This is a genomic window from Lichenicoccus sp. (assembly GCF_965277665.1).
Taxonomy (GTDB): domain Bacteria; phylum Pseudomonadota; class Alphaproteobacteria; order Acetobacterales; family Acetobacteraceae; genus Lichenicoccus.
Window position 1 is genome coordinate 3473967 of record NZ_OZ255835.1, and the last position, 20086, is coordinate 3494052.

The 20086-nt window shown below is 68.7% G+C and carries 14 protein-coding genes; 10 read left to right on the top strand and 4 right to left on the bottom strand.

Translation table 11 applies throughout. The features are described 5' to 3' along the window. Window positions 1–3: 3 nt before the first annotated feature. Window positions 4–1149, top strand: coding sequence for a GIN domain-containing protein (locus ACQY4O_RS16285; protein WP_428377389.1), 1146 nt, complete (start codon window positions 4–6; stop codon window positions 1147–1149). A 92-nt stretch (window positions 1150–1241) separates the two neighbouring features. Then, window positions 1242–1859 (top strand): hypothetical protein, encoded by a 618-nt coding sequence (locus ACQY4O_RS16290; protein ID WP_428377390.1) that lies wholly within the window; start codon window positions 1242–1244, stop codon window positions 1857–1859. 174 nt (window positions 1860–2033) lie between these two features. Here the strand turns inward: ACQY4O_RS16290 and ACQY4O_RS16295 are convergent, their stop codons facing one another. Together ACQY4O_RS16295 and ubiA are read right to left on the bottom strand one after the other, a co-directional pair. Beyond that, on the bottom strand, window positions 2034–2675 hold the full coding sequence (locus ACQY4O_RS16295; RefSeq protein WP_428377391.1) for a class I SAM-dependent methyltransferase: 642 nt from the start codon (window positions 2673–2675) through the stop codon (window positions 2034–2036). Continuing rightward, on the bottom strand, window positions 2675–3577 hold the full coding sequence (gene ubiA, locus ACQY4O_RS16300; RefSeq protein ID WP_428378227.1) for a 4-hydroxybenzoate octaprenyltransferase: 903 nt from the start codon (window positions 3575–3577) through the stop codon (window positions 2675–2677). Before ubiA ends, ACQY4O_RS16295 begins: the two co-directional genes overlap by 1 nt. A gap of 103 nt (window positions 3578–3680) precedes the next feature. Between ubiA and ACQY4O_RS16305 the strand changes: the two genes are divergently transcribed. From ACQY4O_RS16305 to glgA, 8 genes are all read left to right on the top strand, one after another. After that, complete coding sequence (locus tag ACQY4O_RS16305) at window positions 3681–4430, top strand: 16S rRNA (uracil(1498)-N(3))-methyltransferase (protein ID WP_428377392.1); 750 nt, start codon at window positions 3681–3683, stop codon at window positions 4428–4430. A gap of 51 nt (window positions 4431–4481) precedes the next feature. Beyond that, on the top strand, window positions 4482–5888 hold the full coding sequence (locus ACQY4O_RS16310) for a glutamate--cysteine ligase (protein WP_428377393.1): 1407 nt from the start codon (window positions 4482–4484) through the stop codon (window positions 5886–5888). 48 nt (window positions 5889–5936) lie between these two features. Continuing rightward, entirely contained in the window at window positions 5937–7895 is a 1959-nt protein-coding gene (locus ACQY4O_RS16315; RefSeq protein ID WP_428377394.1) for a bifunctional 2',3'-cyclic-nucleotide 2'-phosphodiesterase/3'-nucleotidase, read from the top strand. Between the two features lie 86 nt (window positions 7896–7981). After that, on the top strand, window positions 7982–8773 hold the full coding sequence (locus ACQY4O_RS16320; protein WP_428377395.1) for an FAD binding domain-containing protein: 792 nt from the start codon (window positions 7982–7984) through the stop codon (window positions 8771–8773). A gap of 5 nt (window positions 8774–8778) precedes the next feature. Beyond that, entirely contained in the window at window positions 8779–11562 is a 2784-nt protein-coding gene (locus ACQY4O_RS16325) for a molybdopterin-dependent oxidoreductase (RefSeq protein WP_428378228.1), read from the top strand. A 385-nt stretch (window positions 11563–11947) separates the two neighbouring features. Beyond that, a complete protein-coding gene (locus tag ACQY4O_RS16330) occupies window positions 11948–14434 on the top strand; it encodes a glycogen/starch/alpha-glucan phosphorylase (protein WP_428377396.1) in 2487 nt (828 codons plus the stop codon). A 157-nt stretch (window positions 14435–14591) separates the two neighbouring features. After that, entirely contained in the window at window positions 14592–15860 is a 1269-nt protein-coding gene (gene glgC / locus ACQY4O_RS16335) for a glucose-1-phosphate adenylyltransferase (protein ID WP_428377397.1), read from the top strand. Window positions 15861–15938: 78 nt separating this feature from the next. Next, window positions 15939–17159, top strand: coding sequence for a glycogen synthase (glgA, locus tag ACQY4O_RS16340; RefSeq protein ID WP_428377398.1), 1221 nt, complete (start codon window positions 15939–15941; stop codon window positions 17157–17159). Here glgA and ACQY4O_RS16345 read toward each other — a convergent pair. Further along, window positions 17152–18798, bottom strand: coding sequence for an alpha-D-glucose phosphate-specific phosphoglucomutase (locus ACQY4O_RS16345; protein ID WP_428377399.1), 1647 nt, complete (start codon window positions 18796–18798; stop codon window positions 17152–17154). The genes glgA and ACQY4O_RS16345 overlap by 8 nt on opposite strands. Window positions 18799–18993: 195 nt before the next feature. Next, window positions 18994–19977: a sugar-binding transcriptional regulator gene (locus tag ACQY4O_RS16350; protein ID WP_428377400.1), complete on the bottom strand. Its 984-nt coding sequence runs from the start codon at window positions 19975–19977 to the stop codon at window positions 18994–18996. Between the last annotated feature and the right edge of the window lie 109 nt (window positions 19978–20086).

The window sequence follows — 20086 nt, forward strand, 5'->3', positions numbered from 1 at the left end:
CCGATGTTCCCGATCACCGATCCCTCGCGCGCCGCCGACATACGCATGCGCCGCCGCCGCGCGGTCTGGCTGCTGCTCGGCACGGTCGTGGTGCCGCTGGTCCTGGTCTCCGGCCGGTCGAGCCACTCCGGCGGCCAGTCCGGCGAGAGCAGCGACTTCCACATCGCGCTGCCCAGCTTCACCATCAGCAGCGACGACGCCAACCAGATCCACGTCGCCCTGCAGCAGATCCCGGACATGGCGCGGCTGGCCTGGATGGTGCAGGGCGCCCCTCTGCCCGACGGTCGCCGCGACGCCTCGGCGCTGAGTGCCACCGGCCACAAGCTGGCGATCGATCTGCCCTGCGCGCAGAGCATCGCGGTGGTGCCGAAATCCGATCTCGGCGACCGCATCTACGCGTCCACCCTCGACGGCTCGCCGGTGCAGGAGGCGGGCCTCGAGTTGCGCGGCGGCGACCAGGACGGCGGCAGGGTGACGCTCGGGGGCACCTGCCGGCATGGCGGCACCGATGTGGTGGTGCAGGCATCGCCGTCCACCGCTCTGTTCCTGACCCTGAACGGCGGCACCAGCCTGCGCACCGGGGGCTTCTCCGGCCCGGTGCGGCTGGTGCAGCGCGGCGGCGGCGATGCGGTGATCGATGCGGCACGCGGCCTGGACGTGGAGAAGAGCGGCGGCGGCAGCCTCGTCGTGGGGCATGTCGATGACGGCCTGCATCTGGTGCTGCGCGGCGGCGGCGATGCCACCATCAATGGCGGCCACATCGACCACGCCGAAATCTCTCTCGATGGCGACGGCGACCTGCATTTCGGGCCGGACGCGCATATCGGCGCGCTTTCGCTCGTCATGCATGGCGGTGGCGACGTGGCCATATCGCATCTCGACGGCTCGGCCGGGATCGAGGCCGCCGGATCCGGCGACGTGGCAATCGCGGATATCGGGGCCGGCGACGTGCATCTCAGCAGCGCGGGGTCGGGAGACATCTCGATCGCGTCCGGCAGCATCGGCCGTCTCGAAGCCGAGATGCGGGGCTCGGGCGACCTCGCGGTGCAAGCCGTCATCGGGGACGCTCATGTGCGGGCCGGCTCCGCCTCCGATATCAGCCTGCCGCACGTCAGGGGACGCCTCGATCGCTCAACATCCGACGAGTGATCCGCTGTAGCATTGACCGATTCGCGCGCGCGCCTCCCGGCTCGCGCACCCGCCCGCCACCTGCGCTTACCCTCGCCCAACGGTGACCGATCATGGCCGACATCGTCACGTTCCCGCCGCGTCCAATGCGAACGACCGCCCGGTTGCCGCCGCTGCCGCGCCTGCATGGCGCGGTCCGCACCCGGGCCAGCCTGCTTGCCGCCGGCTTCTCGGTGCTGCTCACCATCCTCAGCTTCGCGCTGGTCATGCTGGTCGGTGCGGCGCTGCTCTATGACGGCCGCTTCGTCAGCCTGGCGCCGACCGGCCTGTGCCTGGGTGAGCGCGCCTGCCAGTTGCCCGGCACCCAGCCGCTACGGGCGCTGCTGCCGATGCAACGTGACATGCTCGCGGTCGGGCTCGTGCTGCTGTCCGCGCCCGCCTTGATGGTGCTGGCACACCTGCGCGGCCTGTTCCGGCTCTATGCCGCCGGGATCGTGTTCGAGCCGGACAACGTGACCCAGATCAGCCGCACCGGCCTGTGGCTGCTCGCCTATGCCGCCGCACCGATCCTGGTCGACCTGATGCTGCATCGCGCCGGGCTGTCGCCGGGCGGCAACTGGTTCCGTGTCGACGAGATCGCGGCGGTCATCATCGGCCTGTCGCTGCTGCTCGTCGCCCAGGTGATTGCCTGCGGGCGGGAGATGGAGCAGCGCCGGGACCTGTTCATCTAGAGGCGGCTGCTTGCAAAGGCCTGCTGCTGGCGATCCGACGCGGCTTTCCTGCGCTCCGCTGCTCACGGCCAAGGAGGCCGCTGCGCTGCGGTGCTCGGAAAGTCACGCCGGCCGCGGTCCTGCGGACCGCTCTTATCCAGCATCGGGCGTTTGCAAGCAGCCTCTGGGGTCGATCTAGGCAAGCAAGCTGTAAAGTGTTGTGGTTCGCATGGTACGGTCCTCCAGCTCCAGGGAGGTCGGGACCTCGTAGCGGGCGATCTCGCTTAGACCGCGCGTTGGCAGGTAGGCGCGGCCGGGGTCGGCGACCAGCACCTCGGCGGTTCTGGCGCAATGTTGCAGCCAGGGCAGGATGTGGCGGGTCATCGGCGCTTCGTAGCAGACGTCGCCGCACAGGATCAGGTCCCAGCGGACCGGGCCATCCACCACGTCGAGCGCGAGAGCGCCCACATTTACTTGGTTGATCGTGGCGTTGGCCCGGATGGCGGCCAGCGCGAGCCGGTCGATTTCGGCGGCCTCGACGCTTGCCGCACCCGCCATGACGCAGGCGATCGCGGCGATCCCGCCACCGGCCGCGAAATCCAGCACGCGCCGGCCGGCGACCAGCGCCGGATGGTCGAGCACATGCCTGGCGATCGCCTGCCCGCCGGGCCAGGCGAACGCCCAGAACGGCGGTTCCATGTCGTGCTGCGCCACCCAGTCCTCCGACGCCTGCCAGATCGGCGTGATCTCGGTGGCAAGATGCAGCCGGATCTCCGGGACCAGCGGCGCGGTGGCGACTTCGGTATGCTCGGCGATGAAGCGGGCGTCCGCTTCCACTACTTCAGATGTCCCAGCAGCAGCGCCAGCCCGGCGGCGAGACCGACCTCGCGGTTGGCGCGGAACTGCCGCAGGCAGGCCGGCGCATCATCCTTGTCGAGCTGCGCGACCTGCTGCGCCAGCAGACCCGCCGGCAGCAGCAGCAGGGTCCAGAACAGCCAGGACAGGTGCGCGACGAACCCGGCGCCGGCCAGGCACAGCATCGCCAGGCCATAGCAGCTGCCGACGAAGCGTCGCGGCAGGTTCGCCATCAGGCGGGAGGTGGATTTCACCCCCACCACCGCGTCGTCGCGCATGTCCTGGAAACCGTAGATGGTGTCGAAGCCGAGGTCCCACAGGATGGCGGCGGCGTAGATCAGGACAAAGCCGGCATCGATCCGGCCGGTCGCTGCCGCGTAGCCCATCGGGGCGCCGAAGCCGAAGGTGAGGCCCATCATGAGCTGCGGCCACCAGGTGATCCTTTTCGCCAGCGGATACAGCGCCACCAGCAGCAGGGAGCCGATGCCGAGTGCCCAGCAGAGCGGACGCAGGCAGAGCAGCACCGTGAGCCCGGCCAGTAGCAGCAGGCCCAGGAACGCCGCCGCTTCCGGCATGCCCAGCGCGCCGGACGCCAGCGGCCGGCCGGCCGTGCGGGCCACCTGGCGGTCGATGTCGCGGTCCCACATGTCGTTGACGACGCAGCCGGCGGACCGCATCACCAGGCTGCCGATGCCGAACAGCAGGATCAGCCGCAGCCGGGCCGCAGGCGCCACGCCGTTCGGCAGCAGGATGCCCCACAGGCCCGGCAGGAACAGCAGCCAGGTGCCGATCGGCCGGTCCAGTCGGGCCAGCAGCGCGTAGGCGCGCAGCCTCGGCGGCAACCGGCCGACCCATCCGCCCGATACGATGTCGGTGTGCGCCATCGGCACGCCTGGTTTCCCTGTCTCGCGCGGGCCGGTATGGCTGCGCGCCGCCTCCAATGCTGCGGCAGGCTTGCGGCGGTCAACCAGCACGAGGAGCGATAGGATGCAGGACCAGCCAAGGCTGCATGTCGATCCGGATGCGGCCCTGCTGCGGGATGGCGCAAATGTGCCGATGCGCGAGGACCAGGCGCACTATCTCGGCGTCGTGCTGCGGCGTGGTCCGGGCGACGGGGTGCGGCTGTTCAACGGCCGCGACGGCGAGTGGGATGCCGCCATCGAGCATCTGCACAAGCGTGGCCGCGGTGCCTTCAGGCTGCTGCGGCGCGTGCGGGCGCCGGTCGCCGAGGACGGTCCGGCCCTGCTGTTCGCGCCGCTGAAGCGGGATGCGACCGACCTCGTGGTGCGCATGGCGACGGAACTCGGCGTTCGCTCGATCCGGCCGGTGCTGACCGAGCGCACCAATGCATCCCGCGTCAACCTGGACCGGCTGCGCGCCATTGCCATGGAGGCTGCCGAACAATGCGAACGGCTGACCATGCCCGATATCGGCGAGCCGGTGCGCCTGGCGGACCTGCTGGGCGGCTGGCCCTCGGAGCAGACCCTGTGGGCCGCGATCGAGCGATCTGCCTCCGGCCCGTCCCCGGCGCAACCCGGTGCCGGGCTGCTGGTCGGTCCGGAGGGCGGGTTCAGTCCGCACGAGCTGGACTTGCTGCGCTCGCGCCGCTTCGTGGTCGGGCTGTCGCTCGGGTCTCGCATTCTGCGCGCCGAGACCGCCGCTGCGGCCGGCCTGGCGTGCCTGCAGGGCGTCCGCGAACGATGGGGGCTGGTGCCCGAGGGCGCTGCATCGCTATGAGACGCGACCAAGCCTTCTTATCTGCCAGCCGGCTGATGCAAGCGGAGCCCGATGTCGAACCCCGGTGACCAGGATGCAACCCCGATCGAGCCAGGGCCCGGACTGCTCGCGCAGCTTGCCGACCACCTGGCCGAGGGGTGCAAGCCGCGCGCGCAGTGGCGGATCGGCACCGAGCACGAGAAGTTCGGTTTCCGGACCGGCGACCTGACGCCGCCGCCCTATGCACCTGACGGCATCGAGGCGCTGCTGGAGGCGTTCGCCGCGGACCGGTCGCTGCCGTGGGAGCCGATCGCCGATAACGGCCACCTGATCGGCCTCAAGGGGCTGGAGGCCCATGAGGGCGCCTCGATCTCGCTGGAGCCGGCGGGGCAGTTCGAGCTGTCCGGAGCGCCCCTGGCCAGCCTGCACCAGACAGCGGCCGAGATGCACGGGCACTTCGAGGAGTTGCACCGGGCGGTGGACCGCTCCGGCACGAGGCTGGGCTTCGCGCCGCTCGGGTTCCACCCGACCGCGAGCCGCGCGCAGATGCCCTGGATGCCGAAGACCCGCTACGCGATCATGCGCCGCTACATGGCCGAGGTCGGCAGCCTCGGCCTGGACATGATGCAGCGCACCTGCACCGTGCAGGTGAACCTCGATTATGGCTCGGAAGCGGACATGCGACGCAAGCTGCAGGTCGCATTGGCGCTGCAGCCGGTGGCCACCGCCCTGTTCGCGAACTCGCCGTTTCGCGAGGGAGTCCCGAGCGGCTTCATGTCCACCCGGGCGCATATCTGGACCGACACCGACAACGCGCGTTCGGGCATGCCGGCGCCGTTCTTCAAGCCCGGCTTCGGCTTCGAGCGCTTCGTCGACTGGGTGCTCGATGTGCCGATGTATTTCGTCAGCCGCGACGGCGCGCTGCGCGATGTCGCCGGCGCGTCGTTCCGGGGCTGGCTCGCCGGGCGCGAGCCGAGACTCGCGGGGGTCGCGCCGACGCTGGGGGATTTCGACGACCACCTCACCACGGTGTTCACCGACGTGCGGCTGAAGCGGTTCCTCGAAATGCGCGGCTCGGATGCCGGCAGCCCGGCCATGATGCTGGCCCAGAGCGCGCTCTGGGTTGGGCTGCTCTATGACGATGCGGCACTGGCGGCGGCGCATGCGCTGGTGCGCCGGCATGACTGGACGGACTACGTGTCGCTGCGCGCCTTGGTGCCGCGCGAGGGCCTGTCGGCGCGCTGGGGCCGCGGCACCGTGCGCGATCTCGCCGGCGAGATGGTCGCCATCGCCGCCGACGGGCTGCGCGCGCGGAACCTGTCCGGCGGCGGCGCATCGGGAGCCGACGAAGGCCGCTTCCTCGAGCCGCTGCGCGCGATCGTCGCCGGCGCGCCGAACCAGGCGGAGCACTGGCTGGCGCGCTATCATGGCGCCTGGAACGGTGACGCATCCCGCATCTTTGCCGAGGCGCGCATCTAGCTCTAGTGTCCCGAACCAGAAGTCCGCAGGACACTCGGAGGCAGAATCTTGGACGGAGCGATTTCCAGGCGAGCCGTGGTGGCGGGCGTGGGAGGCCTCGCGGCCTTGCACGGGCTGCCGGCGGCGGCCGCGGCGCCGGTGGCCACCGTGAAGCTGCGGCTGCTGGAAACCTCCGACCTGCACATGTTCGTCTATGACTACGACTACTACGCGTCGCGGCAGGACAACACGGTCGGGCTCGCGAAAGTCTCGACGCTGATCACCGCGGCACGCGCCGAGGTCCGCCACAGCCTGCTGTTCGACAACGGCGACATCATCCAGGGCAATCCGCTCGGCGACTACATGGCGCTGCCCGGTCATCTCAGGCCCGGAAATCTCAAGCCTGGGGACGGCCATCCGATGTTCCGGGCGATGAACCTGCTGGGCTACGACGCCGCCACCTTCGGCAACCACGAATTCAACTACGGGCTCGACTTCCTGCATGCCGCGCTGCGGACCGCTCGGTTCGGGTTCGTATGCGCCAACATCGAGACCGTCGACGGCAAGCCGTTCGCGCCGCCGACGATGGTGCTGACCCGCCGGTACATCGACGAGGCCGGTCAACCGCAAACGCTCCGCATCGGGGTGATCGGCTTCGTGACCCCGCAGATCATGGTGTGGGACAGGGCGAAGCTCGAGGGCCGTATTCGCACAGTCGATATCGTCGATGCGGCGCGGCGCCATGTTCCGGAGCTGCGCCGGCAGGCCGATGTCGTGGTGGCGCTCTGCCATGCCGGCATCGCCGCCGGCGCGCGCCAGGGCGGCGAGGAGAACGCGTCGCTGCATCTCGCCGCCGTGCCTGGGATCGACGTGATCTTCACCGGCCACCAGCATCGGGTTTTCCCCGGTCCCGACTATGCCGATATCGATGGCGTGGACGCGGTGCGTGGCACCCTCGCCGGCAAGCCCGCGGTGATGCCGGGGTTCTGGGGCAGCCATCTCGGGATCATCGACCTGACCCTGGAAAAGAATGCAGCCGGGGCCTGGAGCGTTGCCGGATTCAAAGTGGAGCCTCGGCCGATCTACCGTCGCGAGGGACGCGAGGCGATCTCGCTCGCCGCCGCCGACCCGCGCCTGCTTGCTGCCGTGGCGGTGGAACACCAGGCAACGCTGCGCTGGATGGAGCAGCCGGTCGGCAACACGACACGTCCGATCAACACCTTCTTCTCGCTGATCGGCAGCGATCCGTCGCTGTCTCTGGTGAACGCGGCGCAGCTCTGGTACGCGCGCCCGCTGCTCGCCGCAACACCATACAACCATCTGCCGGTGCTGTCCGCGGCGGCGCCGTTCAAGGCGGGTGGCACGGGACCGAACTCCTTCGTCGATATCGCGGCGGGACCGCTCGACATGAAGGACATCGCCAGCCTCTATATGTTTGCCAACACGGTCTGCGCGGTACGCTGCAGTGGCGCGGAGTTGCGCGAATGGCTGGAGCGATCGGCGGCGATCTTCAACCGGATCGATCCGCAAGCGAGCGGGCCGCAGGAGCTGGTGTCAGCCAGGGTGCCGAGCTACATGTTCGACGTCATCTCGGGGGTGACCTACGCCGTCGACCTAACGCCGCCGGAGCGCTACGGGCCCGACGACAGGGTTGCCCGGCCAAACGCGCATCGCATCATCGACCTGCGGCGTGGCGGCCGACCGGTCGATCCGGCGCAGGAGTTCATCGTCGTCACCAACAACTACCGCGCCGATGGTGGCGGCGGCTTCCCGGGCACCGGCGCCGACCGGATCGTGCTGGCGGCGCCCGACCTCAACCGGGACGTGATCGTGCGCTACGTGCTGGCGCACAAATCGATCACGCCGGCGGCCGAGGCGGTTTGGCGGTTCGCGCCGTTGCCGCGGCCGGTCGTGCTGGCGTTCAACGGCAATGCCGACACGGCGAAGCATCTCGGCGAGCATTCCGGGGTCATCCGGCTCGGCGAAGGCGCGGACGGCTATACGCGCTACGGCCTCACGCTGGGCTGACTGGCCGCGCTGGCGCTTTTCTTGCAACCTTTGGTCGGCCTGAAGCAGAGGAGCCCGCGCTGGACCTGCATTTCGTTGATGTCCTCGTGCGGCCGGGCCGGCGTGCAGCACTGCCGGACCCGCAGCCGGGGGATGCGTTCCTCGCAGGCGGTACTTGGCTGTTCTCCGAGCCGCAGCCTGGTCTGCGCCGGCTGGTGGACCTGCCGTCGCTCGGCTGGACGTCGCTTTCCGCTGGTGCAGAAGGGCTCGAGATCGGCGCGACGTGCCGCCTTGCTGAACTCGAGACCTTCGAGCCTCGCGCCGAGTGGGCGGCCGCCGCCCTGTTCGGGCCGTGCTGCAATGCCCTGTGGGGATCGTTCAAGATACGCAACGTCGCCACCGTCGGCGGCAATCTGTGCCTGGCGCTGCCGGCGGCGCCGATGGCGGCGCTCGCGGTCGCGCTCCAGGGCGTCTGCGTGATCTGGATGCCGGGCGGCGGGGAGCGGCGCCTGCAGGCGCGCGACTTCATCACCGGAGCCGGCGAGACAGCCCTGCGGGCCGGCGAGATCCTGCGCGCGGTGCACCTGCCCGCTGCCGCGTTGCGCCGGCGCGCGGTGCTCCGGCAGGCGTCGCTGACCTGCCATGGCCGGTCGGCGGCGCTGCTGATCGGGACGCTGGATGCAGCGGAGGGCAGCATGAGCCTCACCGTCACCGCCTCGGTGCGGCGGCCACTGCGGCTCGATTTCCCGTCGCTGCCGGATGCGGACGGCTTGCAGGCGGCGCTGTCCGGGATGCTGGACCCCGACCGCCTGCATGACGACCTGCATGGCGCGGCCGACTGGAAGCGGCTGATGACGCTGCGGCTGGCCGAAGCGATACGCCGGGAGTTGGCCGCTTGAGGCTGGTGCTGAACGGCGAACCCCGCCGCTGCGAGCCTGCCAGCGGCCAGTGCCTGCGCACGCTGCTGCGCACGCTTGGCTGCCAGGGCGTGAAGAAGGGTTGCGACGCGGGCGATTGCGGCGCCTGCACGGTGCTGCTGGACGGTGAGCCGGTGCATTCCTGCGTGTTCCCGGCCTTCCGGGTCGAGGGGTGCCGCGTCACTACCATCGAGGGGCTGGCGTCCGAAGGCTTGGCGGGCCCGGACGGCCTGCATCCGATGCAGCGCGACTTCCTGGCCGCGGGGGCCTTCCAGTGCGGCTTCTGCACGCCCGGCATGATCCTGACGGCGGCCAGCCTGGACCTGGCTCAGCGCAGCGATCCCGGGCAGGCGCTGAAGGGCAATATCTGCCGCTGCACCGGCTATCGCAGCATCGACGACGCGCTGCAGGGCGTCGCCAACATCGATCCGGCCTGCGCGCCGGATGCGCCCGCATGGGGGCGCAATGCGGCGGCACCCGCGGCGCTGGCGGTGGTGACCGGACAGGCCCGCTACACGATGGATATCAAGACAGCGTCGGCAACGCCGTGGGGGGCTGCCGGCCACGACGAAACTTCGCCGCCGGGGCCGATGCTGCATTGCCGGCTGCTGCGTTCGCCGCACGCGCATGCCCGCATCCTGCATATCGACCGTAACAAGGCGCTCCTGGTGCCGGGCGTGCGGCTCATCCTGACGCACGAGGACGTGCCCGCGACGCTGTTCTCGACGGCACGCCACGAGAACCCGCACGACGACCCCGACGATACCCGCATGCTGGACGACGTCATGCGCTTCATCGGCCAGCGTGTCGCCGCGGTGGTTGCGGACACCGAGCAGGCCGCGGTGCGGGCGTGCAGCCTGCTGTCCGTCCGATACGCGGTGTTGCCGGCGGTGCTCGATGCCGAGCAGGCGCATCGGCCCGGTGCCCCCGTCATCCACGCCAAGGCGCCCCACTCGCGCATCGCCGATGCCGCGCGCAACATCGTGGCCGAGCTGCATGGCGGTGTCGGCGACCTGGCTGCGGGACTGGCGGCGGCCGACGTCACCGTGGACGTCACCTATCGTTCGCAGCGGCTGCAGCACGCGCATCTGGAAACCCATGCCGCGATCGCCTGGCAGAGTGAGGCGGGCGTGCTGACGGTGCGATCGAGCACCCAGGTGCCGTTCCTGGTGCGCGACGCCTTGTGCACGCTGCTGGGCTTGCCGCGCGCCCAGGTGCGGGTGCTGTGCGAGCGTGTCGGCGGCGGCTTCGGCGGCAAGCAGGAAATGCTGGTCGAGGATATCGTCGCCTATGCGGCGCTCCGGCTCGGGCGGCCGGTCGGCATCGAATTCACCCGCGAGGAAGCCTTCATCGGCGCCTCCGGCCGGCATGCGATGCGGGTGCGGGTGCAACTCGGTGCGCGCCGCGACGGCACCTTGACGGCGATCGCGATGGACGTCCTGTCGGATAGCGGCGCCTACGGCAATCACGCGGCGGGCGTCCTGTTCCACGGGTCCGGCGAAAGCGTCGGCGTCTATCGCTGCGCGAACAAATGGATCGATGGCGTTGCCGTCTATACCAACACGCCTCCGGCCGGGGCGTTCCGCGGCTACGGTCTCAGCCAGACCAACTACGCCGTCGAGTCTGCCATGGATGAGCTGTCCGAGGCGCTCGGTCTCGATCCGATCGCGGTGCGGGAACGCAACATGGTCCGGCCCGGCGATGCGATGGTGTCGTTCGACGCGGCGGCGCACGATGTCGAATATGGTAGCTACGGTCTGGATCAATGCCTTTCCCTGGTGCGTGACGCATTGGCCCGCGGCGCGGGTCGCCTGCCGCCCGACGGCGAGGAGTGGCAGGTCGGCGTCGGGATCGCGCTCGGCATGATCGACACCATTCCGCCGCGCGGCCATCTGTCGCAGGCCCAGGCGGCGATCGATGCGGACGGGTGCGTGATTCTTCGTGTGGGCACTGCCGAATTCGGTAACGGCACCAGCACGGTGCATGTGCAGTTCGCATCCGGGATCCTGGCATTGCCGGCCGACCGCATCCGGCTGTCGCAGTCCGATACCGCGCAACTCGGCTACGACACCGGAGCGTTCGGCAGCACCGGCACGGTGGTCGCGGGCCTTGCGACCGTGCGCGCCTGCACAGCGTTGCGCGAACGGTTGCTGGAGATCGGCGCCGACCTGCTGGATGTTCCCCTCGCGGCGTGCGTGCTGCGCGACGGGGCGGTAAGGCATGGCGTGCGCGCGGCCGGATACGACGCGATCGCGGCGCGTGCCGGCGAGCGCGGGGTCCGGCTGCAGGCCCGTGGCGAAACCACCGGCTCGCCGCGTTCGGTGGCGTTCAACGCGCAGGGCTTCCGGGTCGCGGTCAATCGTGTCACCGGGGCCGTGCTGATCCTGCAGAGCGTCCATGCAGCCGATGCGGGGCGCGTGATCAACCCCTCGCAATGCATCGGGCAGATCGAGGGCGGGGTGGCGCAGGCGATCGGCGCGGCGCTGACCGAGCGGCTGGTGATCGACGCCGCGGGAGCCATCGCCAACCCGAGCTTCAGGGATTACCACGTCCCAAGATCAGCGGACATCCCGCGCACCGAGGTGCTGTTTGCCGACACGTTCGACCGTCTGGGTCCGTTCGGCGCGAAATCGATGAGCGAAAGCCCCTTCAACCCGGTCGCGGCGGCCTTGGGGAATGCGATCGCCCGAGCCACCGGCACTCGCCTGCGCGCCACCCCGTTCCGCCCCGACAGCGTCGCCCGCCAGCTGTCAGCCGCGGGGCGGCACTGAACCGTCCAGGACAGTCTTGCGGATCATCGCCGTCGCACGGGTGCCTTGAAGCCGACATATTGGTGTTGTCTGCACGCAACTGGCTTCGGCCGTCGAAGGACCTGGATTGAAAGTGATGGACCGGATGGCGCCCAGGCCCTAAATAGCGCCCTGCTTGCCGTGTCTTTCGCTCTGCTTGCGCCGGGAGCGAGGACCTCTTCTACTATACGTCAGCCGCTTCTATAACAACGATACAATAATGGTTACGGTGACGAATTCGTTATTTTGAGATCAATCGAGCCGCCGGGACCTGTCTTTCTATCCCTGCAACAGGCTTTGAGTTGTCGGATGGTACCCGTTCTGGCCGATGCAGCAAGCAACCGCGCCCTGGCTTGGGAAAGAGTATATGGATTTGCATGATCTGGCTTGGAAAGCGAAGCACGAGCAGCCGGAGGGTGGCAGCCTGCCGCCGCTCGATGGCAGCGTGGAAGCCATGCGACTTCGTATCCTGGGCAAGCTGATCTACCAGGTCGGCCGCGAGCCGCGCACGGCCAGCCCACGCGACTGGTTCGTAGCCACCGCCTATGCCGTGCGTGATACCGCTACCAGCAGCTGGTTCACCGAGCGGGGGGCGCCCGCCGCCGGCGGCAAGCGGGTGTATTATCTCTCGCTGGAATTCCTGATCGGCCGTGTCCTGATGGACACCATCGGCAATCTCGGCCTCACCGGCCAGGTGCGCGAGGCGCTGCTGCAATGCGGCGTGGACCTCGACGACATCGTGGTGGAGGAGCCCGACGCCGCACTCGGCAATGGCGGTCTCGGGCGACTGGCGGCCTGCTTCATGGAGAGCATGTCGACGCTCAAGATACCCGCCTACGGGTACGGCATCCGCTACGAGCACGGCCTGTTCCGGCAGGTGATCGAGAAGGGCCTGCAGCGCGAGCTTCCCGAGACCTGGCTGGCGCACGGCAACCCGTGGGAGTTCGCCCGGGCGGACACTTTCTATCCGGTCGGCTTCGGCGGCACCGTGGTCGGCGAGCCAGATCCGACCGGTCCGCATGGCTGGGTGCCGGACGAGACGATCCATGCCTTCGCCTACGATACCCCGGTGGTGGGCGCCGGTGGCCAGCATACCAACACGCTGCGGCTCTGGGCGGCGCGCGCCGCCGAGCCGTTGCAGCTCGACACCTTCAACCGCGGCGACCATGTCGGCGCCCTGCGTGAGCGGGTGAAGACCGAGGCGATCAGCCGCGTGCTGTATCCCGGCGACGAAAGCTCGGCCGGCCAGGAGCTGCGCCTGCGCCAGGAGTATTTCTTCGCCTCCGCCTCGCTGCAGGACCTGCTCGGCCGCCACCTGGCGGAGTTCGGCTCGCTCGAGACGCTGCCCGACAAGGCGGCGATCCAGCTCAACGACACCCACCCGGCGATCGCCATCATCGAGATGATGCGGCTGCTGGTCGATGTGCATCGCATCGCCTGGGACCGGGCCTGGACGATCACCAACGAGACCTTCAGCTACACCAACCACACCCTGCTGCCGGAGGCGCTGGAGACCTGGCCGGTGGCGCTGATGGAGCGGCTGCTGCCGCGCCACATGCAGCTGATCTTCCTGATCAACATGCGCCACATGCAGGCCGCCCGCGACAAGGGTGCCGACCATCGGGTGCTGGCGGAGCTGTCCCTGGTCGACGAGCTGCATGGCCGCCGGGTCCGCATGGGCCATCTGAGCTTCCTTGGCTGCCACGCCATCAACGGCGTCTCGGCGCTGCATTCGGACCTGGTGCGCAGCCGGCTGTTCAAGGGCATGGACCAGATCTATCCGGGGCGGATCAGCAACAAGACCAACGGCATCACCTTCCGGCGCTGGCTGCATCGCGCCAATCCGGGCCTGACCCGGCTGCTGGTGGAGACGCTGGGCGACGGCTTCCTGGCCGATCCGGTGCAGCTGGAGAAGCTCGCCGCCTATGCCGACAAGCCGGCGCTGCAGGCGGCGTTCGCCGCCGAGCGGCTGGCCTGCAAGCAGCGGCTGGCGGTGATCATCAAGGACCGCACCGGCGTGGTGGTCGATCCGGCCAGCCTGCTTGATGTGCAGGTCAAGCGCATCCACGAATACAAGCGCCAGCTGCTCAACATCGTGCAGGCGGTGGCGCACTACCGGGCGATCCTGGCCGATCCGGGGCGTCAATGGGTGCCGCGGGTCAAGCTGTTCGCCGGCAAGGCGGCACCGGGCTATGTCCGCGCCAAGGAGATCATCCGGCTGGTGCATGACGTGGCCCAGATGGTCAACAACGACCCGGTGGTCGGCGACCGGCTGAAGATCGTCTACATGCCGAACTACAATGTCAGCCTGGCCGAGCAGATCGTGCCGGCGGCCGACCTGTCCGAGCAGATCTCGACCGCCGGGATGGAGGCGTCCGGCACCGGCAACATGAAGCTGGCGCTGAACGGCGCGCTGACCATCGGCACCCTGGACGGCGCCAATATCGAGATCCGCGACTTCGTCGGGCCTGAGAACATCTTCATCTTCGGCCTGACCGCATCCGAGGTGGCGGCGCAGTCGGCCCTCGGCCTGGACAGCCACCACGCCGTGCGGGCCAACCCGGTGCTGTCGCAGGTGTTCGAGATGATCGCGTCGGGGGCCTTCAGCCCGGATGAACCGCACCGCTACCGCAACCTGATCGACGGCACCCAGTCCTACGACCGCTTCATGCTGGCGGCCGACTTCGACAGCTACGTGGCGGCCCAGGCGCGGGTGGACGCAGCCTGGCTGGACCCGCAGCTTTGGTGGCGGATGGCGATGCTCAACACCGCCCGGCTCGGCTGGTTCTCGTCGGACCGATCGATCCGCGAATATGCGGAGTCGATCTGGCGGGTTCCGGTCTTGCAACCCTGAGGCTACAAGGCGGGTTGTAGTCATCGGTCCGCAAGCGCTTCACAAGCGCTCCGGGCCGATAGGCTACCAGACCCGCGCCTGCCCACCCGGCGCCGGCCCGACTATCTCCAAGAGCAGCCTGGCGACAAGAACAAGAAGTTCAACCCGGGGGACGCCCATGATCAATCCGACACAGAACAACGCCGCCTTGTCCCGCAGCGCGATGGCCTATGTCCTGGCCGGCGGTCGCGGCAGCCGGCTGCTTGAGCTCACCGACCGACGCGCCAAGCCCGCCGTCTATTTCGGCGGCAAGATGCGCATCATCGACTTCGCGCTGTCCAATGCGCTGAACTCGGGCATCCGCCGGATCGGCGTGGCGACCCAGTACAAGGCCCACTCGCTGATCCGGCACCTGCAGCGGGGCTGGAATTTCTTCCGTCCCGAGCGCAACGAGAGCTTCGACATCCTCCCGGCGAGCCAGCGCGTCTCGGAGCATGCGTGGTATGCCGGCACCGCCGACGCGGTGTACCAGAACCTCGACATCATCGAGAGCTATGCGCCGCGCTTCATGGTCATCCTGGCCGGCGACCATGTGTACAAGCAGGACTACGAGCTCATGCTGCAGCAGCACGTGTCCTCGAACGCGGACGTCACCGTGGGCTGCGTCGAGGTGCCGCGCGAGGAGGCGAGTGCCTTCGGCGTCATGCATATCGACACCGAGGACCGGATCATTTCCTTCCTGGAGAAACCGCGCGACCCGCCGGGCATGCCGGACCAGCCGGACCTCGCGCTGGCGAGCATGGGCATCTACGTGTTCAACTCGACCTTCCTGTTCGACCAGTTGCGCCGCGACGCTGCGTCAGGGGACAGCGAGCACGATTTCGGCAAGGACATCATTCCGTACATCGTCAAGCACGGCAAAGCGGTTGCGCACCGGTTCTCGACCTCCTGCGTCACCGCGACGTCGGAGGCGGAGCCCTACTGGCGCGATGCCGGCACGATCGATGCGTACTGGCAGGCCAACATCGATCTCTGCGACCCGCTGCCGGCACTCGACCTGTATGACCATGACTGGCCGATCTGGACCTACGGCGAAGTCGTGCCGCCGGCCAAGTTCGTGCATGACGACGATGACCGGCGCGGGCAGGCCACCGACAGCCTGGTCTCGGGCGGCTGCATCATCAGCGGCAGCCACCTGCGGCGCTCGCTGCTGTTCACCGGCGTTCATGTCCATTCGTACGGCAAGATCGACAACGCCGTGATCCTGCCCTACGTCGACGTCGCCCGCGGCGCCAGGCTTCGCAACGTGGTGATCGACAGCCGGGTGCGCATCCCGGAAGGGCTGGTGGTCGGCGAGGATCCCGAGCTGGACGCCGCCCGCTTCACGCGTTCTGCGAAAGGCATCTGCCTCATCACCCAGCCGATGATCAACCGCCTGGCACTCTAGCCGTAAGAATCGGGGTCTGGGGCCTCCGGCCCCAGCGGGTCCAGGGCAGCGCCCTGGTCTTAGAACCGGGAGGCCGACATGGCTGAGCTGAAAAAGGTCGCACTCTTCAGCAAGGAATACCCGCCCACGATCTATGGCGGCGCCGGGGTGCATGTCGAATATCTCAGCCGGGCGTTGGCGCGCCTGATCAAGGTCGAGGTGCGTGCCTTCGGGGATCAGCGGATCGATACCGGGCCGCTGACGGTCAAGGGCTATGAGCAGTGGGAGGAGACCAGCCGCAACACCGATCCGCGCTTTGTCGGCGCGGTGGATGCGCTGGCGCGCTCGCTGGTGATGGCCAAGGACCGCCTCGATGCCGACCTGGTGCATTGCCACACCTGGTACACCGACATGGCCGGACTGCTGGCGAAGAAGCTGTGGGGCGTGCCGTTCGTGCTGACCATCCATTCGCTGGAGCCGCTGCGGCCCTGGAAGGTGGAGCAGCTCGGCAACGGCTATCACCTCAGCGCCTGGATGGAGCGCATCTCCATCGAGGCGGCGGACGCGGTGATCGCGGTGTCGCGCGAGACCCGTGACGATGTGCTGCGGCTGTTCGACGTGCCGCCCGAGCGGGTGCATGTCATCCATAACGGGATCGACCCGAACGAGTATCAGCCGATGGCCGACCGCGATGTGCTGGTCAAGCACGGCATCGATCCCGACAAGCCGTACGTGCTGTTCGTCGGCCGCATCACCCGGCAGAAGGGCATCATCCACCTGGTCAATGCGATCCCGGCGATTGATCCCGACCTGCAGGTCGTGCTGTGCGCGGGGGCGCCGGACACGCCGGAGATCGGGCTGGAGATGCGCGAGGGGGTGGCCAAGGTCGCGGCCGATCGTCCGGGCGTGGTCTGGATACGCGAGATGCTGCCGCGTGCCGAAACCATCAAGCTCTACGCGCAGGCGGCGATCTTCTGTTGCCCCTCGGTGTACGAGCCGTTCGGGATCATCAATCTCGAAGCCATGGCCTGCGAAACTGCCGTCGTTGCGTCGGCGGTCGGCGGCATCCCGGAAGTGGTGGTGCCCGGCGAGACCGGGCTGCTGGTCGATGTCGGGCTGCAGCCCGGGACAGTCGAGCCGAGCGACCCGGCGGCCTTTTCGGACCGGCTTGCGCAGGCGATCAACGAGCTTGCCCGTGACCCGGCGCGACGCGACCTGTACGGCCAGAACGGGCGGCGCCGGGTGGTCAAGCATTTCAGTTGGGACGCCATCGCCCACACCACCCTCGACCTGTACCGGTCGTTGGTGGCGCTCAGGTGATGACGGTCGGCTTGTCGCGTCCGGTGTTGACCTTGATTCCGGCGAGCTGCTCGGCGATTTCGATGATCTGGCCGAGCGCTTCCGCGACCGGGCGGTCCTGGCGCGTGGAGTCCGGCTCAAAGCACTCCAGATAAACGCGCAGCGTGGCGCCGGCGGTGCCGGTGCCGGACAGGCGGAACACAATGCGGGATTTGTCCTCGAACAGGATGCGGACGCCCTGCTTCGTGCTCACCGAGCCGTCCACCGGGTCGGTATAGGAGAAGTCGTCGGCGCTGCTGACCGCAAGCTCACCGAACCGGCGCCCGGGCAGGCTCGCCAGCTGCTCGCGCAGGCTTGCCATCAGGGCATTCGCGCCGGCGGTCTCGACCTCCTCGTAGTCGTGGCGGGCGTAGTAGTTGCGGCCATGGATCTTCCAGTGCTCCTGCACGATCTCCAGCACCGTCTGTCGGCGGACGGCCAGGATGTTGAGCCAGAGCAGGATGGCCCAGAGCCCGTCCTTTTCGCGCACATGGTTGGAGCCGGTGCCGGCGCTCTCCTCGCCACAGATCGTGGCCAGATCCGCATCGAGCAGATTGCCGAAGAACTTCCAGCCGGTGGGCGTCTCGTAGCAGGGAATGTCGAGCCGCTCGGCGACACGGTCGGCGGCGGCACTGGTCGGCATCGAGCGCGCGATGCCGCGTAGCCCGTCCTTGTAGGCGGGTGCGAGATGCGCGTTGGCGGCGAGGATCGCAAGGCTGTCGGACGGGGTGACGAACACGCCGCGCCCGATGATCAGGTTGCGGTCGCCGTCGCCGTCGGAGGCGGCACCGAGATCGGGCGCATCCGGCCGCATCATCAGGTCGAACAGGTCTGCGGCATAGACCATGTTCGGGTCCGGGTGATGGCCGCCGAAATCCGGCAGCGGCACGCCGTTCATGACGGTGCCGGCGGGCGCTCCGAGCACCCGCTCCAGGATGGCGTGCGCGTACGGCCCGGTGACGGCGTGCATCGAGTCCATGCGGATGCGCAGGCCGCCGGCGATCGCGCCACGGATCGCCGCGAAATCGAACAGGGACTGCATCAGCTCGAGATAGTCCGAGACCGGATCGATGATTTCGACGACCGCGGCACCCGCATGCAGGGTGCCGAGGGTTTCCAGGGCAATGTCCGGACCATCGAGCGTGCGGTATTCGGTGATGCTCTGCGTGCGCGCGTAGATGGCGTCGGTGATCTTCTCCGGCGCCGGACCGCCATTGCCGATATTGTACTTGATGCCGAAATCGCCGTCCGGGCCGCCCGGGTTGTGCGACGCCGACAGGATGATGCCGCCATACGCGCGGTGCTTGCGTATCACGCAGGACGCGGCCGGGGTCGAGAGCAGGCCGCCGGCTCCGACCAGGATGCGGCCGAAGCCGTTGGCGGCCGCCATGCGTATGATGGTCTGGATCGCCGCGACATTATGGTAGCGGCCGTCGCCGCCGACCACGAGCGTCTTTCCTACAAAGCTCTGGCCCTCGTACCCGCTCAGGCTGTCGAAGATCGACTGCACGAAATTCTCGAGATAGTTCGGTTGCTGGAACACCGGCACGCGCTTGCGCAGGCCGGAGGTGCCGGGCTTCTGGTCGCCGAACGGCGTGGTCGCCACGATCCTGGACGTCATCCTGATCCTCTCCGATGCCTCTAGTGGTAGAAACCTGACGGAAGAGTCGTCAGACTCTACCACTAGCCTTTGATTTGATGGACCGATTCCCCTGCCGCTCGGGTAGTGAGCGTCAGGATCGGACCACTAGCCTCTGGGGCGGGCCGTTGCGCGATGCTAACCCGTCGCCGGGCCAGCCGGAAGGGCGGCGGCGCGTCACGGATCTGACAGCAGCGCTTGGGCCGTGCGCTGGTCGGTCACCAGGCTGGTGACGTAGCCGCCCGCCAGCACCGCGCGGATCGGCCGCACCTTGTCGGGTCCGGCGGCGACACAGATGCGTTCCGGAACGGCGCGTATCGCGTCCGTGGTGATGCCGATCAGCCGGTCGTCGAAGCGGCACGGGACGGCGCATCCGGCGGCGTCGATGAAGCGCCCGGCGAGGCTCGCGACCGCGCCGCGGGCGATGGCGGGGCCGGCTTCGTGCGGGGCCAGCAGGAAGCCGCCGTCGGACGCGATGCTGATGCTCTGCATGCTGCCGACGCCGAAGACGATCCTGTTGCAGGCGGCGATGATGCGGAACTGCTCGACGAGGGCCGGCTCGGCCATCAGCACGGACTTGACCGCCGGCCGCGACACGATGCCCGGCGCGTGCAGGTAGATGCAGCGGCCACGGACGCGCCCGGCGATGTTGGAGGTGCAGAGCTCCGCGGTGAAGCGTTCGCCGCCGACGGCGCTGCCCATCACCTGGACGACGGACATGCCCGGCAGGTCGAGCTGTGGCATCGCCTCGGACAGCGCATACACCGTGCGGCCCCAGGCGACGCCGAGCACGTCGTCCGGGCGCAGCTGCCCTGCAAGTAGGCGGGCGCCCGCATGTCCCACGCGCTCATGCACCGGACGGCGCCCGGCATCGTTCGGCACCACCAGGCAGTGCGCGCAGCCGTACCGGTCGGCCAACTCCTTTGCCAGCGCCACCGTCTGCAGATGCCGGGGTGCGACCGCGATGGTGACCACCCCGGTGTCGCGCGCGGTCTGCAGCAGGTTGTTGACGCTGGCCCGCGAGATGCCGAGCCGTTGCGCCACGTCGTGCTGCGTGAGGCCCTCCTCGTAGTACAGCCAGGCCGACCAGACCACCGGATCGCCGTCGAACTCCGCCGGGATCCGACGCTCCTGGGCGCCGTGATGGATACGCTCTCCCATTCCAACCCTGCTCAATCGTAGCGCGGCGCAGCATTCTTGTCGTTGTTCAGGCCAGTTTGACATTTGTAAGCAGGCGGCGATAGCGTCCCGCGCAGCTGGACCGGTGGTT

Coding starts and splice junctions, on each gene's coding strand:
- ACQY4O_RS16285 (WP_428377389.1), top strand. CDS start 4: ATGTTCCCGATCACCGATCCCTCGCGCGCCGCCGACATACGCATGCGC.
- ACQY4O_RS16290 (WP_428377390.1), top strand. CDS start 1,242: ATGGCCGACATCGTCACGTTCCCGCCGCGTCCAATGCGAACGACCGCC.
- ubiA (WP_428378227.1), bottom strand. CDS start 3,577: ATGGCGCACACCGACATCGTATCGGGCGGATGGGTCGGCCGGTTGCCG.
- ACQY4O_RS16305 (WP_428377392.1), top strand. CDS start 3,681: ATGCAGGACCAGCCAAGGCTGCATGTCGATCCGGATGCGGCCCTGCTG.
- ACQY4O_RS16310 (WP_428377393.1), top strand. CDS start 4,482: ATGTCGAACCCCGGTGACCAGGATGCAACCCCGATCGAGCCAGGGCCC.
- ACQY4O_RS16330 (WP_428377396.1), top strand. CDS start 11,948: ATGGATTTGCATGATCTGGCTTGGAAAGCGAAGCACGAGCAGCCGGAG.
- glgC (WP_428377397.1), top strand. CDS start 14,592: ATGATCAATCCGACACAGAACAACGCCGCCTTGTCCCGCAGCGCGATG.
- glgA (WP_428377398.1), top strand. CDS start 15,939: ATGGCTGAGCTGAAAAAGGTCGCACTCTTCAGCAAGGAATACCCGCCC.
- ACQY4O_RS16345 (WP_428377399.1), bottom strand. CDS start 18,798: ATGACGTCCAGGATCGTGGCGACCACGCCGTTCGGCGACCAGAAGCCC.
- ACQY4O_RS16350 (WP_428377400.1), bottom strand. CDS start 19,977: ATGGGAGAGCGTATCCATCACGGCGCCCAGGAGCGTCGGATCCCGGCG.